The organism is Ralstonia nicotianae (genome assembly GCF_018243235.1).
GTDB lineage: Bacteria > Pseudomonadota > Gammaproteobacteria > Burkholderiales > Burkholderiaceae > Ralstonia > Ralstonia nicotianae.
Window position 1 is genome coordinate 1085130 of the sequence record NZ_CP046675.1, and the last position, 16455, is coordinate 1101584.

13 protein-coding genes are annotated in these 16455 nt (G+C 69.7%); 5 read left to right on the top strand and 8 right to left on the bottom strand.

Annotated elements, in window-relative coordinates; all coding sequences use genetic code 11:
* Positions 1-6: 6 nt before the first annotated feature.
* Both GO999_RS20860 and GO999_RS20865 read left to right on the top strand, forming a co-directional pair.
* The gene (locus GO999_RS20860) at positions 7-1365 is read left to right on the top strand and encodes a type III effector protein (RefSeq protein WP_249215078.1); all 1359 of its coding nucleotides are present in this window, start codon (positions 7-9) and stop codon (positions 1363-1365) included.
* A gap of 139 nt (positions 1366-1504) precedes the next feature.
* On the top strand, positions 1505-2593 hold the full coding sequence (locus GO999_RS20865; protein WP_058908299.1) for an MBL fold metallo-hydrolase: 1089 nt from the start codon (positions 1505-1507) through the stop codon (positions 2591-2593).
* A gap of 30 nt (positions 2594-2623) precedes the next feature.
* Here the strand turns inward: GO999_RS20865 and GO999_RS20870 are convergent, their stop codons facing one another.
* The 5 genes from GO999_RS20870 to flhB all read right to left on the bottom strand — a co-directional run bounded on the left by GO999_RS20870 (position 2624) and on the right by flhB (position 9497).
* The gene (locus GO999_RS20870) at positions 2624-3385 is read right to left on the bottom strand and encodes an RNA polymerase sigma factor FliA (protein ID WP_011004640.1); all 762 of its coding nucleotides are present in this window, start codon (positions 3383-3385) and stop codon (positions 2624-2626) included.
* 9 nt (positions 3386-3394) lie between these two features.
* Positions 3395-4165, bottom strand: coding sequence for a MinD/ParA family ATP-binding protein (locus GO999_RS20875; RefSeq protein WP_019719947.1), 771 nt, complete (start codon positions 4163-4165; stop codon positions 3395-3397).
* A gap of 15 nt (positions 4166-4180) precedes the next feature.
* Positions 4181-6040, bottom strand: a complete 1860-nt coding sequence (gene flhF / locus GO999_RS20880; RefSeq protein WP_118872783.1) for a flagellar biosynthesis GTPase FlhF — start codon at positions 6038-6040, stop codon at positions 4181-4183.
* Positions 6037-8127, bottom strand: coding sequence for a flagellar biosynthesis protein FlhA (flhA, locus tag GO999_RS20885; RefSeq protein WP_011004643.1), 2091 nt, complete (start codon positions 8125-8127; stop codon positions 6037-6039). The genes flhF and flhA overlap by 4 nt, the downstream gene beginning before the upstream one ends.
* Before the next feature lie 206 nt (positions 8128-8333).
* The gene (gene flhB, locus GO999_RS20890) at positions 8334-9497 is read right to left on the bottom strand and encodes a flagellar biosynthesis protein FlhB (RefSeq protein WP_071013941.1); all 1164 of its coding nucleotides are present in this window, start codon (positions 9495-9497) and stop codon (positions 8334-8336) included.
* A gap of 240 nt (positions 9498-9737) precedes the next feature.
* Between flhB and GO999_RS20895 the strand changes: the two genes are divergently transcribed.
* Complete coding sequence (locus tag GO999_RS20895; RefSeq protein ID WP_211906813.1) at positions 9738-10412, top strand: TetR/AcrR family transcriptional regulator; 675 nt, start codon at positions 9738-9740, stop codon at positions 10410-10412.
* A gap of 22 nt (positions 10413-10434) precedes the next feature.
* On the opposite strand, the gene GO999_RS20900 is transcribed toward GO999_RS20895, so the two are convergent.
* From GO999_RS20900 to GO999_RS20910, 3 genes are all read right to left on the bottom strand, one after another.
* The gene (locus GO999_RS20900; protein WP_165591820.1) at positions 10435-11760 is read right to left on the bottom strand and encodes an MFS transporter; all 1326 of its coding nucleotides are present in this window, start codon (positions 11758-11760) and stop codon (positions 10435-10437) included.
* 76 nt (positions 11761-11836) lie between these two features.
* A complete protein-coding gene (gene aroQ, locus GO999_RS20905; protein ID WP_019719943.1) occupies positions 11837-12301 on the bottom strand; it encodes a type II 3-dehydroquinate dehydratase in 465 nt (154 codons plus the stop codon).
* 143 nt (positions 12302-12444) lie between these two features.
* The gene (locus tag GO999_RS20910) at positions 12445-13392 is read right to left on the bottom strand and encodes a shikimate dehydrogenase (protein WP_211906814.1); all 948 of its coding nucleotides are present in this window, start codon (positions 13390-13392) and stop codon (positions 12445-12447) included.
* A 117-nt stretch (positions 13393-13509) separates the two neighbouring features.
* Here GO999_RS20910 and GO999_RS20915 point away from each other — a divergent pair, with 117 nt between their 5' ends.
* Positions 13510-14553 carry a porin gene (locus GO999_RS20915; protein WP_211906815.1) on the top strand — a complete coding sequence of 348 codons (1044 nt, stop codon included), beginning with the start codon at positions 13510-13512 and terminating at the stop codon, positions 14551-14553.
* Positions 14554-14565: 12 nt separating this feature from the next.
* Positions 14566-16446, top strand: a complete 1881-nt coding sequence (locus GO999_RS20920) for a bifunctional sugar phosphate isomerase/epimerase/4-hydroxyphenylpyruvate dioxygenase family protein (RefSeq protein ID WP_211906816.1) — start codon at positions 14566-14568, stop codon at positions 16444-16446.
* Positions 16447-16455: the final 9 nt, after the last annotated feature.

A 16455-nucleotide genomic window follows, 5' to 3' on the forward strand; every position in this document is an offset into this window, starting at 1 on the left:
CGCACCATGGCCCCCGCCGGCGAGGCCGCCCGCCCGGATCACCATGTCATCGACATCGACCCGCCCGGAGCGGATACGCACATCGCCCCACCCGCCGCCCCGGACTTGCGCAGGCGCGCCCCGCTGCACCGCGGCGCCGCCCCCGGCGCCATGCGTCCGGACCATCACGCCATCGACATCGACCCGCCCGCGCCCCAGGCTGAACCGCCCCGAGCGGGCGCCATTGCCGCGCCTCCCGTCGTGCCGGCCTGGCGCAGACCCGCCACGCTGCGGGCGCTATCCCACGTCCAGGCAACGGTGAGTGCCGTCGCCTCGGCCGGTTTCCTTGCTCACCGGCACCTCCCGGGTTACGGCCTCGACAAGGCGGCGCTGGGCCTCGCTCTCGCTAATGTGCCCTTGACCTGGGCGATTGTGCATGGGCAGTTGCAAGCCATCCGGGCCGGTGCCGAAGGACTGCGGCATCCCGAACTGCGAGGCCAGGCCCTCGATCAGGTGGTCAAGGGATTCTGCGCGCCGGACTCCGCGGCGGCGCGCTTCGACTGGAACGCCTCGGGCCTGTTCGTCAACACCATGGGCATGGACATGGCGGACGAGGTCTCGCACATCCTTGCACGCGCCTTTGCCGCTGCCCGGACGCCCGCGGGTTCCGCAATCGCGCCCGAGTTGCGCGTCTACGCCGACAACCTTGCCTCCAGCGCAACCCTGCGCACGGCACTGGCCCAGACCGCGTACGAAGCCAATGCCGCGTGCGACGACCGGGTCGGGGTGCGCCTGGGCGAGCTCATGCTGGCCGGCTGCCATGCGGTGCAGGCCGCCCTGGTGCGCAGAGGACTGGCGGTGCCGGAACTGTTCCCGGAACACCTCTTCGGCATGGATGATCTTCACGTGCACCGGAACGCTGTCATGGCCACCGCCGAGGCCATTGCCGAGGCCTGCCATCCATCGCGCGCGCCCGGGCAGCCCGCTGGCCACGCCATCGTTCGGTTCCTGGAGCGCCATGGCGGCGAAGCTGCGCAGGCAGTGCTCTCCGCCCGCCTGGCCCACTTGGCCAAGCCACTGCAAGCGACAGCGCAACGCGAGCTTGCAACGCTGGACGCGACATTGGAAACACTGAGCGACCAGCAATACCGCGACGACGCGGACAAGGTGAAGCAAGACTACGACACCGCGGTAGCGCAAATGCGTGCGCATGCGATCGACGGTGCGCTGGCCGGGGATGACGCCGACTGGGTGATCCCCGACGCGCCGGCCTCCACGTCAGAACCGGAACCGGCGCAAAGCCACGGTGCAACATCCGCAGATGCCGGAGCCGCGCCTGTTCCCGACGGCTACGACCCGACCAGGGGCAAATGGAAAACCGGCTGACCTCACCGGCCGCAGCCCCACTGGTCGAGGTGGTTCAGGTGGTGCAAGCGCTACTTGCACGTCGCGGCCGTTGAAGTGGCAGTATTGATGCATGGCCCGGACGCCCCACTTGTCCGGTCCGCCCACTGCCCGCGACACCATGAAGAACCCCGATTACGAGCCGTCCAAGCCCCACCACACCCCCGACGGCTTCCGCAACCGCTACCCCCACGCCCCCCGCGACAGCAACGGCAGCGCCTGGAAATGGATGCGCGAGCGCCGCCGCCTCGGCCTGCCCAAGCCGCCCACCGCCGATCTGTCCTGCGTGCCGCCCGATCTGGCGGCCATCCGCGGGCCGAGCGCCGTGCCGCAGGTGACCTGGATCGGCCACGAGACCCTGCTGCTGCAGATCGACGGCCTGAACGTGCTGACCGATCCGGTGTTCGGCGAGCGCGCCTCGCCGCTGCCGTTCGCCGGCCCGCGCCGGCACCAGCCGCCGGGGCTGTCGCTCGCGCAGCTGCCGCACATCGATCTGGTGCTGCTCTCGCACAACCACTACGACCACCTCTGCCGCGCCAGCGTGCGCGCGCTGATGCGGCAGCCGGGCGGCGCGCCGATGTTCTTCGTGCCGCTGGGCATCGACCGCTGGTTCAAGCGCCACGTGCGCGGCACGCGCCTGTCGGGCGAGCACGTCAACGTGCGCGCCTTCGACTGGGACACCGAAGCGCGCTTCGGCCCGTTCAGCGTGCATTTCTGCGCCGTGCAGCACTGGTCCGCGCGTGGGCTGTACGACCGCAACCGCACGCTGTGGGGCAGCTGGGCGCTGCTGCATCCGCAGCTGCGCTTCTGGTTTTCCGGAGACCTCGGCTATTCGCAGGACACCCGCGACATCGGGGCCCGCTTCGGCCACTTCGACGTGGCGGCGATCGCCGTGGGTGCCTACGAGCCGCGCTGGTTCATGAAGACGCAGCACATCGACCCGGCCGAGGCGGTGCAGGTGATGCAGGATATCGGCGCTCGGCATGCGGTCGGCATCCACTGGGGCACCTTTCCCCTGACCGACGAGCCGCTCGACCAGCCCATCGCCGACCTGGCCAACGCGCTGCGCGCGCGCGACATCGACGCCGAGCGCTTCGTCCTGTTCCGCCACGGCGAGACGCGCGTGTGGGACGCCCAGGCAGCACGCCTGCTGACCCCGGCCGAGCAACAAAAAGCGCGGCCGCGAGTCGACTCGCTGGCCGCGCAGTAGACCACTGGCGGTGAGGCGCAAGGCGCCGGCTCAGCCCGGCGTCGGCAGCCAGGCCCGCTCGCGCAGGCGCGAGCGGATGCGGGCGATGGCCTGGCTGTGGATCTGGCACACGCGCGATTCCGACACGCCCATCACGGCGCCGATCTCGCGCAGGTTCAGGTCCTGCTCGTAGTACAGGCTCATCATCAGCTTCTCGCGCTCGGGCAGCGCCTCGATGGCGGCGACCACCGACTCGCGCAGATCGTGGTCGAGCAGTTGGTCCAGCGGCGTCGCGTCGTTCTCGGGGGCGCGGTTCTCGATGAAGGCGTCGGCGTCTTCGCGGTCGAAGTCTTCGTAGTACAGCAGTTGGCTGCCCTGCAGCTCCACCAGCAGCTTCTGGTAGTCGGCCAGCGACATGTTCAGGGCGGCGGCAATCTCGGTCTCGGTCGGCGCGCGGCCCTTCTGCTGCTGCAGCTTCTGGATCGCCTGCTCGATGGTGCGCGCGTTGCGGCGCAGCCCGCGCGGCAGCCAGTCCGAGCCGCGCAGCTCGTCCAGGATGGCGCCACGGATGCGCTGGGCGGCATAGAACTCGAACTGCACGCCCTGGGTTTCTTCGTAGCGCGACAGCGCGTCGAGCAACCCCATCATGCCAGCCTGGATCAGGTCGTCGAGCTCGACGCTGGCCGGCAGCTTCACCATCATCTGGTTGGCGATGCGGCGCACCAGCGGCGCGTACGCGGCCATCTCGTCGGACTTGGTCTTGCGACCGGTAGCGGTATACATGTCCATGCCTGCCTTTGGCGCGTCTTGCATGATGCGCCCTCAATAAACCATCTCGGCCGCGCACGCGGTGGCGTGGGGCGTAGGGATCGACGTTGTCTGCGCCGGCGCATGCGCCGGATCCTGCGCCGATATGGCCACCCCTGACGCCGGCGGTGCGTCGGAACCGGGCTGGGCCTCGACGCTGGCCCAGCTCAGCATCTCCTCGGCCAGCTGGCGGAAGGCCATGGCCGAAGGCGATGCGGGGAACGCGCTGACGACGGGCTTGCCGAGCGACAGCGCCAGCTCGATATGCCGGTCATCGGGGATGTAGCCGGCGAAATCGATGCGGGTATTCAGGTACTGGCCGACGGTGTTCGACAGGTTGCCGAACACGCGCACGGCGGAATCGACCGAACGCGCGCCGCTGACCACGGTGCGGATGCCGCTGCCGCCCTTGCTGCCCTGCAGCACCGCCGTCTTCTTGAGCAGCGTGTAGGCGGCCTTGATGCCCTCGGGCGCCTCCGGGAAGATCAGCAGGACGTCGTCGCAGGCCTGCGCCACGGTGCTCAGGGCGCGGATGCCGAAATGCGCGGCGACCAGCGTCACATCGGCCTCCGCGTCGTGCTGCTCGAGCACGCCGTCGAGCGCGAGGATGGTCGGCGCGCTCACCACGGCGGTATTGCGGCCCATGGTGGTGAGCGCGGCGCGCAGGTTGTCGACCACGTCGTCGACCTGCTCCTCGCCGGCGATCACGAGCACATGGCGGCACGACGACTGCCCGAGCAAGCGGCGCAGCCCATCGGCCTGGTCCTTGGCGAATGACGTCGTCATGCTCGCCCTCCCGCGTCAGGCAAAGTCGAACGCAGTCAGACCGGGTTCGCGGCTCCGCGCGGGGCCTTGGGCCACCAGCAGCGATTCATCCGAGTCCAGCGCGAACGACGACTGCTCGGCGCTGGTCCGGAACGTGCGATGGATCAGCATCTTCTTGTTGGGCACGGCGATGTCTTCCGGCACGCGCTGGCCGTACGACACGTAGTGCAGCGGCAGGCGGTGGCGGATCATCGCGTCCATCGCGTGGCCGACGGAAGCGGCCTCGTCGATCTTGGTGAGGATGCAGCCGGCGAGGTTGGCGTCGCGGTAGGCGCTCACCACTTCGTCCAGCGTCTTGCCGTTGCTGGTGGCGTTGAGCAGCAGCAGGCGCTTGATCGACGGGCCCACGGCATGCAGCATCGCCATCTGCTCGGAGACGGCGCGATCGCGCTGGCTCATGCCGATGGTGTCGATCAGCACCACGTGCTTCTCGCGCAGGTCGCCCAGCGCCAGGCTCAGGTCTTGCGCGTCCTTCACGGCGTGCACCGTGACGCCCAGGATCTTGCCGTAGATGCGCAGCTGCTCGTGGCCGCCGATCCGGTAGCTGTCGGTCGAGAGCAGCGCGACGCGCGAGGCGCCGTGGCGCAGCACGAAGCGCGCGGCCAGCTTGGCGGTGGTGGTGGTCTTGCCCACGCCGGTCGGGCCCATCAGGGCGAACACGCCGCCCTGGTCGAGCAGGCTGTTCTCGTTGGGCACCACCGTCAGGTTCTTCTCCAGGGCGCGCTGCACGAAGTCCAGCGCGCTGTCATACGTGCCGTGCTGCGGCATGTTGTCCAGCACATAGCGCGTGAGCTGCGCCGAGAAGCCGGCGTTCAGCATGGTCTGGAACAGGCGCGTGCGCACCGGGTCGCCCAGCTTGACGCCCAGCGAGGCCAGGCTCGACATCGCGTCGGTGAGCGTGCTCTTCAGGACTTCGATCTCGCCGACCATGCGGCGGGTCATGGCGTCGGTCTCTGCCTTGAAGTCAGCCTTGAAATCGGCCTTGAAATCGGCCTTGAAGCTGGCCTGGATTTCCGGGCGCGGCAGGCTCAGATCGTCGTACGGCGCGTCGGCGCGGGCCACCGGCTCCTCCATGCGCACGAAGACGTCGGAGGGCTTGCGGGTCTCGGGCTGCGCCGCCGCGACCGGCTGCTGCCGGGCCTGCTCGGCCGCGGCCTGTTCGGCGCGCGCGGCGCGGGCCTGGGCCTCGACGCGCTCGGCGAAGCTGCGCAGCGAGCGCGGCTCGCGGGCCGTGGCCGCGCGCTGCACGGGCGGCTCGCTCTCGTCGGCGGCCAGGGTGCGGCGTGCGATGAACTGGGCGGTGCTGGCCAGCGTCTGGGCCGCGTCGTCGTTGGCGTGGTCCATCAGCAGGCCGGCCAGCACGCGGGTGGATGCGGCCAGCGGCTCCTCGGCCGCGGCGTCGAGCGAGACGTCGTCGTCCACGCGGGTCTGCACCTTGCGGCCGGCTGCGGGCTTGGCGGCGTCCGCCTCTTCGTGCGCGGCGGTGCGGCGCGCGCCGGCAAAGCGGTTGCGCAGGCGGGCCAGCGCGTTGAGCGTCGGCGCATCGGCCGAGGCCTGTGCCGCCGTTGCGGCCGCGGCCACTTCGGGTGCGGCGCTGTCGGCGGCCGGGGCCGGCTCGGGAATCGGCGCGGGCATCACCGGCCGGCGCTGGGCCGCCCTGGGTGCCGTGGACTGCGTATCGATCAGCGCATCCAGATGCGAGTCGGAGGCTGCGATGACCTCGATGCCGCCGGGGATGGCGCGGTTCGAGAGAATCAGCGCGCCGTCGCCCAGCTGGTCGCGCACCTTGCGCAGGACATCGCGCGAGGTCAGTCCGGTGAATCGATGCATCTTCATGCGCGGCCTCCAAGCATGGCGACAACTTTAATCGTGCGGTGATCGGGAATTTCTGCGTGCGACAGCACGCGCAGGCTGGGTGCGGCACGCTTGAACAGGCGGGCCAGCATCGGCCGCAGCGCGGGCGGCACCAGCAGCACGCCGGTCTGGCCCTGCTGCTCGTACTGTCGCGACGAATCGGTGGCCGCCTGCAGCAGCGAGTCGGCGAGTTGCGGTTCGATCGGGCCGGCGTTTCCGCCAACGACGCTTTGCAGCAAGATGTTCTCCAGATTCGGTTCGAGCGTGACGACCTGCATTTCGGTCTTGTTCGGAAACAGATGCTGGGCGATGGCCCGGCCCAGCGCGATCCGCACGGCGGCGGTGAGTTCGGCGGGGTCCTGGGTCCGGCCTCCGTGCTCCGCCAGCGTCTCGACGATGGTGCGGATATCGCGGATGTGCAGGCCTTCGTCCAGCAGGTTCTGCAGCACCTTCTGCACGGTCGCGACGGGCAACAGCTTGGGGCAGACGTCTTCGACCAGCTTCGGTGCTTCCTTGGCCAGATGATCGAGCAACTGCTGCACTTCCAAACGGCCGAGAAGCTCGGTGCTATGGGTGTAAATCAACTGATTGACGTGGGTGGCGATGACCGTGCTGCAATCGACCACGGTGTAGCCCTCGGCCTGGGCGCGGTCGCGCACGTCGGCGCTGATCCACAGGGCCGGCAGGCCGAAGGTCGGGTCCACGGTAGGAATGCCCGGCAGCTGCGTGCCCGAATACCCCGCCTGCCCGCCCGGGTTGATGGCCAGGAACTTGCCCTGCTGCACCTCGCCCTGGCCGATCTCCACGCCCTTGAGCGTGATGCGGTACGACGACGGGCCCAGCTCCAGGTTGTCGCGGATATGCACCACCGGTGCCAGGAAGCCCATGTCCTGCGTGAACTTCTTGCGGATGCCCTTGATGCGGCGCAGCAGCTCGCCGTCCTGGCTCTTGTCGACCAGCGGGATCAGGCGGTAGCCGATCTCCAGGCCCAGCACGTCCACCCAGGCCACGTCGTCCCAGCTGGCTTCGGGCGTATCGACCGGGGCGATGGCCTGCAGCACCGGCTGAACCGCCGGCACCTCGCGCTTCTTCTTCAGATGCCAGCCGGTGTAGCCCAGCAGGCCGGCAAACAGGATGAACGGAAAATGCGGCATGCCCGGCACCAGGCCCAGCAGGCCGATCACGCCGGCGGTGGTCAGCAGCACGGCCGGCATGCCGAACAGCTCGGTGGAGAGCTGCTGGCCGATGTCCTTGTCGGTGGAGACGCGGCTGACCATGATGCCGGCCGCGGTGGAGATCACCAGCGCGGGAATCTGCGCGACCAGGCCGTCGCCGATGGTCAGCAGCGTGTAGTTGGTGGCCGCGTGGCCGACGTCCATGCCGTGCTGCAGCACGCCCACCGCCAGGCCGCCCACGATGTTGATCAGCAGGATGGCGATGCCGGCCACCGAATCGCCGCGCACGAACTTGCTGGCACCGTCCATGGAGCCGAAGAACTCCGCCTCCTGGGCGATGTTCTGGCGGCGGCGGCGGGCCTCGTCTTCGCGGATCAGGCCGGCGTTGAGGTCGGCATCGATGGCCATCTGCTTGCCGGGCATCGCATCGAGCGTGAAGCGCGCGCTGACTTCGGCGATGCGGCCCGCGCCCTTGCTGATCACCATGAAGTTGATGATGATCAGGATGACGAACAGCACGATGCCGACGGTGTAGTTGCCGCCCACCAGGAAGTGGCCGAAGGCCTCGATCACCTTGCCGGCGGCGTCCGGGCCGGTGTGGCCCTCCATCAGCACCACGCGGGTCGAGGCGACGTTGAGCGACAGGCGCATCAGCGTGGTGATCAGCAGGATGCTGGGGAACGACGAGAAATCGAGCGGCTTGAGCGTGTGCATGCTGATCAGCAGCACGATGATCGACAGCGCGATGTTGAAGGTGAACAGCAGGTCCAGCACCATCGGCGGCAGCGGCAGCACCATCATCGCCAGGATCAGCATGATCAGCACCGGGCCGGCGGCGGAGCGGTAATCGCCCTGGCGCAGGAAGTCTGAAACTCGGAGCAGTGCGGCGTTCATCGATCGGTTACGGGCGTCGGCTGGGGGATCTGTGGCGGCGCCGGTGGCGGCGCGGCTTTTCGATGGATGCCATCTTGCCGGGGAGTGCGCCTGATCGAAGGCGTGAGAAAGCCACCCAAAAGGTGGCTTTTCTGCGATATACCCCACAACTGGAGGGTACGGAAGCGGCCGTCGGTGCCGCCGCGACCGTCAGCGCCGCGCGCGGCTCAGGCCGTGTCCGGATCGTCGTCCGGGCCCGGCTGCGGCCCCGGGTCCATGTCGGCCGGCACCGGCAGGTCGGTGGGCCGCACCGGCGCGCGGCCGCCGTGGGTGCGCACGCGGCGCAGCTGGTAGACGTAGGCCAGCACCTCGGCCACGGCCGCATACAGCGCCGCCGGAATCTGGTGGCCGATCTCGGTGTGGCGGTACAGCGCACGCGCCAGGGGTGGCGCTTCGAGCATGGGAATCTTGTGCTCGGCGCCCAGCTCGCGGATCTTGGCGGCCACCATGTCGGCGCCCTTGGCCAGCACGCGCGGCGCGCCGCCCTCCTGCTCGGAGTAGCGCAGCGCCACCGCATAGTGCGTCGGGTTGGTGACGATCACGTCCGCCTTGGGCAGGTCGGCCATCATGCGGCGCTGGGCCGCCTGGCGCTGCATGGCGCGGATGCGGCCCTTGAGCTGCGGGTCGCCTTCGGACTCGCGGTGCTCCTTGCGCACCTCTTCCTTGGTCATGCGGTGCTTGCGGGCGTATTGCCACAGCGCCAGCGGCACATCCACCGCCGCCACCAGCAGCATCACGCCGGCCATGCACAGGAAGGCCACGCCGGCCACGTGCATGGTGTCGCGCATGCCGGCAACCAGGTCCTGGCGCGGCAGCTCCACGAAGTCATCGCGATAGTGCAGGATCAGCCACCAGCCGACGCCGCCCACCAGCACCAGCTTGGCCAGCAGGCGCGGCAGCTCCAGCAGCCCCTGCACGGAAAACATGCGCTTGAGACCGTGCATCCCGATCAGCCGGGTGATGTCGGGTGTCAGCGGCTTGAAGGAAACCGCCCCGCGCGTCAGCGCCAGCGGCGACAGCGCCGCCAGCACCAGCATCAGGATCAGCCCGGCCAGCACCATGGCGAGCGGGCCGAACTGGGCGCCGACGTACTGCCACTGCTCCTGCGCGCGGGTGTAGTCGTAGCGGTGGAACTCCAGGCAGCGCGCCAGGAACGACGACGCCGTCCGCACGATCGACTCGCCCATCACCCACAGCCCGAGCGCGCCGGTCGCCAGCAGGACGAACGAGACCAGCTCCCGCGATTGGGGAACGTCGCCTTCCTCGCGCGCCTGCTCGAGGCGCCTCGCTGAGGCGGGTTCGGTCTTTTCGAGATCGCTGTCTTCGGACATGCCGGGGCTGCGCGGGGCTAGGGAACGGGAACACGGAACAACGCGCCGGCCCACTGGCCGACGGTCGCATTATCGAACCCCCGCCGCCCCACCGAAGCGCGGAAAAAGCCCCTCCGGAGCCGGCTTATCGGCAAAAAGCCGGCATCGGCCAGGCCACCCCGGCAGCACCCTGGCGGATGCGGCCGTTATACTCGCCGGTTAGTTCCAATGCCACGCGGCTCCCGTACGATCCGACCCACCATGGCCCAACCCGCCGACACCGCGGCCCCCGCCCGCCCCAAGCGCAAGAACGATCCCGAACGCACCCGCGCCGACATCCTCGCCGTCGCCACCGAGGAGTTCGCCGAGCAGGGCTTCAGCGGCGCGCGCGTCGACATGATCGCCGAGCGCACGCGCACCACCAAGCGCATGATCTATTACTACTTCGGCAGCAAGGAAGGGCTGTACCTGGCCGTGCTGGAGAAGAAATACGAAGAGATCCGCGCGTTCGAGAGCTCGCTGCAGCTCTCCGACATGGACCCCGAGGCGGCCATGCGCGCGCTGATCGGCGCCACCTTCGACTACGAGGAAAGCCACCCGGAGTTCGTCCGGCTGGTGGCGGTGGAGAACATCCACAACGCGCGGCACCTGGCGCAATCGAAGACCATCGCCAACCTGAACGTGACCATCGTCGAGACCATCCAGTCGCTGCTGGAGCGCGGGCGCGCGGCGGGCCGGTTTCGCGCCGACGTGCAGGCGCTGGACCTGCACCTGCTGATCACGTCGTTCTGCTTCTTCCGGGTGTCCAACCGCGCCACGCTGGAGACGGCCTTCGGCCAGAAGCTGGGCACGCCCAAGACCCGGGCGCGCCACAAGCAGATGCTGTGCGATGCCGTCATCCGCTACCTGGAGGACGGCGGCCCCGCCACCGCCTGAGCGGCGGAGCGGTCCCGGGCACTCAGGCGTCCTGCTCCACCCGGCGCGGCGCCATGAAATGCAGCCACGTCAGCGCGATGAAGTACAGGCTGGGGATCATGATGAACAGCACTTCGTAGCGGTTGTGCGTGACGGTCAGCACATAGCCGACCAGCTGCGTCATGAACATCCCGCCGACGGCGCCCACCATGCCGCCGAAGCCGAACACCGAGCTGACCACCTGCTTGGGCGTGTAGTCCATCACCAGGCTCCAGATGTTGGCCGTCCAGGCCTGGTGCGCGCCCACCGCCAGCGCGATGGCGATCACCGCTTCCCACAGGCTGTCGGCCGACACCGCGAGCACCACCGGCACGATGCACAGCGCGCAGATCAGCATCGACAGCAGCCGGGCGCGCACCGCCGCCATGCCCCGCCCGATCATCCACGACGACAGCGCCCCGCCCGCGATGCTGCCGATGTCCGCCGTGAAGTAGATCACCAGCAGCGGCAGCCCGATCTGCGTGACGCTGATGCCCAGCTTGTACTGCTGGTTCAGGAACGGCGGCAGCCAGTACAGGTAGAACCAGAACACCGGCGCGGTGATCGCAAAGGCCAGCGCGAACGCCCAGGTGCCGCGCATGCGCAGGATGCGCGCATACGGCACCCGCTGCGCCGGCGGCTCGGCGGTTTCGCGGATGTAGGCCAGCTCCGCGGCGCCCACGCCCGGATGCGCATCCGGGTTGAAGTAGTTGCGCAGCCAGAACACCGCCCAGACGATGCCCAGCGCCGCCACCACGAAGAACACCGCGCGCCAGCCCCACACCTGCAGGATCAGCGGCAGCATCAGCGGCGTGAGCATGGCGCCGACGTTGGTGCCCGCGTTGAAGATGCCGGTGGCCATGGCGCGCTCGCCGGCCGGGAACCACAGCCGCGTGGCCTTCACGCACGCCGGGTAGTTGGCCGCCTCGGTCAGGCCCAGGAAGAAGCGGCAGACCATGAAGCCGACCGCCGACGATACCAGCCCGTGCGCGCCGGCCGCCACGCTCCACAGCAGCACCGCCAGCAGGAAGGCGCGCCGCACGCCCACCTTGTCGATGAAGCGGCCCTGCGCGGCAAACCCGATCGCATAGCCGACCTGGAACCAGAAGTTGATGTTGGCGTAGTCCTCCGCCGTCCAGTGCATGGCCTGGGAGAGGATGGGCTGCAGCACACCGAGCGCCGCCCGATCGATGTAGTTGAGCGTGGTGGCAAAGAACACCAGCGCCAGCATGCTCCAGCGCACGCGGCCGACGGCAAGCGCCGCGCGGATCTTGTCGCCGATGGACGTGCCGCATGCCGCCAGCGGCAGCGTTTCCTTGTTGATGGACATGGTTGTCTCCGTCCGTGCGGGGTGGGCCCCGTCGTTCTGTCGTTGAAGGGAAGCGTGGCGCGCCGGGCGCCGGGAATCAAGCCGCCTGACGCGGCGGCGCGACCAGCACCAGCGCGCGCAGCGCCAGCGCATAGCCCGCCACACCGAGCCCCGCCATCACCGCGCGGGCCGCCGGCGCGATCCACGAGTGGTGGCGAAAAGGCTCGCGCGCATGCACGTTCGAGATGTGGTACTCGATCACCGGCACGCTGGCGCCCTTGATGGCGTCGTGCAGCGCCAGCGAGGTGTGCGTCAGCGCCCCGGCGTTGAGCACGATGCCGAGCAGCTCGCCGCGCGCGCAGGCTTGGCCGGCTTCGTGGATCCAGTCGATCAGTTGGCCTTCGTGGTTGGACTGCCGGCAGGCGACGGCATGGCCGAGGCGCTCGCCCTCCTCGCGGCAGAGGCGCTCGACGTCGGCCAGCGTTTCGTGGCCGTAGATGGCGGGTTCACGGGTGCCGAGCAGGTTCAGGTTGGGGCCGTTCAATACCAGAATGGATGTCACTTCAGTCTCCTGTCGGGCCGGTGTCCGGCCTCTTGGCTTTTTTGGGTTCGGGTGCGGGGCCCGCGGCAAGCGGGCCTCACCCACGCCGAGGCCGGTTGGCCACGGCATTCGCGCGCAGCCGTCGGCGACGGCCGCGAACAAACTCAGCGTCCGAGCGCAACGGCAGCGAGACCGATGCCCGGTCGCGCGACGCCGTGAGGGTCTGTGGCGCCGGCATGCGCCGTTGCCTCGGCATCCTGCAGCGCGGCAAAGTGGGCCAGCATCCGGTGCGCATTCGGCGCGATGCCGGTGAACAGCTCGAACGCGCCCACCGCCTGGAACACGGCCATGCCGCCGCCGTCGAGCGTGCGGCAGCCGAGCGCGCGCGCGCGCCGCAGCAGTTCGGTCTCCAGCGGAAAGTAGACGATCTCGGCCACCCAGTGCCGCGACTGCAGCAGATCGGGCGGCAGCGGCAGGCCGGGGTGGCCGGCCATGCCGGTGGGCGTTGCGTGGACCATGCCGTCGGCCGCCGCCATCGCCGCGGCCAGGTCGGTGCCGGCCTGCACGCGGCCCGGGCCGAAGCGCCCGCACAGCGACGCGGCCAGTTGCCGCGCGCGCTCCGGCTCCACATCGAACAGCGTCAGCGACTGCGCGCCCAGCGTCAGCATCGCGTGCGCCACCGCCGCGCCGGCGCCGCCCGCGCCGAGCTGCACCACCTGCCCCATCGGCGCACCGGGCAGGCCGCGCTTGAAGCTCTCGGCAAAGCCCCACCAGTCGGTGTTGTGGCCGATGCGGCGGCCGTTGTCGAAGACCACGGTGTTGACGGCGCCCAGCGCGCGGGCATCGTCCGACAGGTCATCGAGATAGTGCAGCACACGCTGCTTGCACGGGTGCGTGATGTTGAGCCCGGCGAAGCCGAAGCGCTCGGCGGCCGTGAGCAGTTCCGGCAGCGCATCGGGCGTCAGGCCCAGCGCCTCCAGGTCGATGCGCTTGTACACGTAGCGCAGCCCCTGCGCGTCGCCTTCCTGCTGGTGCATGGCCGGCGACAGCGAGCGCTGGATGCCCGCGCCGATCAGCCCGGCCAGCAGCGAGGGGCGGAGGTCGTCATGCATGTCTGGTCTCCTGCGGATTGCTTGCTTGACTCATTTTGTACGAACTAGTACGTTTACGTTACCACAAGACGCCGGCCTGTCAATCGACAAATGCGGGCGCAATACAAGGAGGAGACGATGAAGCACTGGATGTGCGCCGCGGGCGCCCTGGCATTGGCGGGCACGGCCCACGCGCAGAGCAGCGTGACGCTGTACGGCCTGATCGACACCAGCGTGCGCTACACCACGCACGAAAACGCCAACGGCTCGGGCAAGCTGCAGATGGCCGAGGGCCTGCTGACCGGCAGCCGCTGGGGCCTGCGCGCCGATGAAGACCTGGGCGGCGGCCGCAAGGCCTTCGCGCAGCTGGAGTCCGGGTTCAGCCCCGACACCGGCACCAGCCTGCAGGGCGGACGGCTGTTCGGCCGCACCGCGCTGGTCGGCCTCAAGGGCGACTGGGGCACCCTCACGCTGGGCCGCCAGTACACCGTGGCACACGACGTGATGAGCAGCTACGAGGCCATGGCGCTGGCCAACGTCTCCATCGTCGGCTACCAGGGCGGCAACTACACCGGCCTGCGCCAGGACAACCTGCTCAAGTACACCTACACGCTGGGCCCGTGGCAGACCGAGCTCGCCTATACCTTCGGCGAAGTGCCGGGCTCCACGCGCGCCGGGTCGACGGCGGCCGCCGCGCTCATCTATGCGCAGGGGCCGCTGATGCTGGCCGGCGTGTTCCAGCAGTCGCGCGACGTCACCACCGGCTTCTTCGGCCTGTCGATCCCGGCCAGCCGGCAGAACGTGTGGTCGGCGGGCGGCACGTACCTGCTCGGCAAGTCGACGCTGTACTTCGGCTTCACCAGCAGCGCGCTCGACATGGCGGACTACCGCAACCGCGCCGTCTACATCGGCGCCAGGGTGCCGCTCACGCCGGCGCTGGCCTTCATCACCACGCTCACCGCCGACCGCGTCCGGCACCAGGGCGACAGCGGCAACCGCTTCACCGGCGCGGCCGCGCTCGACTACAGCCTCTCCAAACGCACCGACGTCTACGCCAGCGTCGACTACACCTCGGTGCGCGGTGCCTGGGCGACGCTCGCCTCAGTGCCCGGCTTCGCCACGCCCTTGTTCGGCTACAGCAGCCGGCTGGGTGTGATGGCGGGGCTGCGGCACAAATTCTGACGGAGCCTGTGCATGCCTTCCCCTGCCTTTCCCTTCCGCAAATCGATCGCCACCGTGTCGCTGTCGGGCACGCTGCCCGAGAAACTGGAAGCCGCCGCGGCCGCCGGCTTCGACGGCGTCGAACTGTTCGAGCATGATCTGCTGACCTTCGACGGCACCCCCGCAGACGTCCGCCGCATCGTGCGCGACCTGGGGCTGGAGATCACCCTCTTCCAGCCCTTCCGGGATTTCGAAGGCATGCCCGACGCGCTGCGCGAGCGCGCCCTGGCCCGCGCCGAGCGCAAGTTCGACCTGATGCAGGAACTGGGCACCGGCCTCGTGCTGGTGTGCAGCAACACGCAGGAACACGCGCTGCCCGACCCCGCGCGCGCCGCCGCCGACCTCGCCGAGATGGCCGAGCGCGCGGCGCGGCGCGGGCTGCGGGTCGGCTTCGAGGCGCTGGCGTGGGGCCGCCACGTCAACCGCTGGCGGCAGGCGTGGGAGATCGTCCGCCGGGCGGACCACCCGGCGCTGGGGCTGATCCTCGACAGCTTCCACACGCTATCGGTGGGCGACACGCTCGACGGGCTGGAAGACGTGAGCGCCGACAAGCTCGCCTTCGTGCAGCTGGCCGACGCGCCGCGCCTGTCGATGGATGCGCTGTCGTGGAGCCGCCACTACCGCAACTTCCCCGGCCAGGGTGAACTGCCGGTCGTCGCCTTCACGCGCAAGGTCATCGACTGCGGCTATCGCGGGCCGCTGTCGCTGGAGGTCTTCAACGACGAATTCCGCGCCGCGCCGGCCCGCCAGACCGCGATGGACGGCCTGCGCTCGCTGATCTGGCTGGAGGCCGAATGCGGCGCCGACACCCTGCCGGCGCCGCCGCGCTTCGGCGGCGTGGAGTTCCTCGAGTTTGCGGTGGACTACCGCACCGGGCTGGCGCTGGCCGCGCAGGTCAAGGCGCTCGGCTTCCGCCACGCCGGCCGGCACCGCTCCAAGGCGGTAGACCTGTACCGGCAGGGCAGCGTCAACCTGATCCTCAACAGCGAGCAGGACAGCGCCGCCGCCGAGCATTTCGCGCTGCACGGCCCGTCGGTGTGCGCGATCGGACTGCGCGTGGACGATGCCCGGCGCGCCCTGGCCCGCGCCCGCGCGCTGCTGTGCCGCGAGTGGCAGGAGCGCATCGGCGCCAACGAGCGGCGCATCCCCGCGCTGCGCACGCCCGACGGCATGCTGATGTACCTGGTGGACGGCGACGGCCCGCGCACCATCTACGACGACGATTTCCTCCTCAAGCCGCCGCCCGCAGCCGGCGAGTCCGGCAACGAGCCGCCCTACCGCCTCGACCACATCGCCCAGGCGCTGCCCGCGCACCGCATGGACACCTTCGTGCTGTTCTACCGCGCCGTGCTGGGCCTGCAACCGCTGGCCCTGCAGGAGATTCCCGATCCCTACGGCCTGGTGCGCAGCCGCGCCATGGTCAGCGCCGACGGCGCGCTGCGCCTGCCGCTCTCGGTGAGCGAAAGCGGGCGGACGTCGACGGGGCGGCTGGTGTCGGCCTATGCCGGCGCGGGCATCCAGCACATCGCGCTGGGCACGCCGCGCATCCTGGAAACGCTGGCCGATGTGGTGCAGGGCGGCGCGCGGCTGCTGCACATTCCCGAGAACTACTACGACGACCTCGAAGCGCGCCACCCGCTGTCCGCCGAACAGGTCGAGGCGCTGCGCGACGCGGCGGTGCTGTACGACCGCGACCCCCACGGCGAATTCCTGCACGCCTACACCGTGCCCTTCCACGACCGCTTCTTCTTCGAGCTGGTGCAGCGCGACGGCTACGCCGGCTTCGGCGCGGCCAACGCGGCGGTACGCATGGCCGCCCAGGCAGCGATGACGCCGTACCGGCAGGAGGCGTGAGCCTGGGCC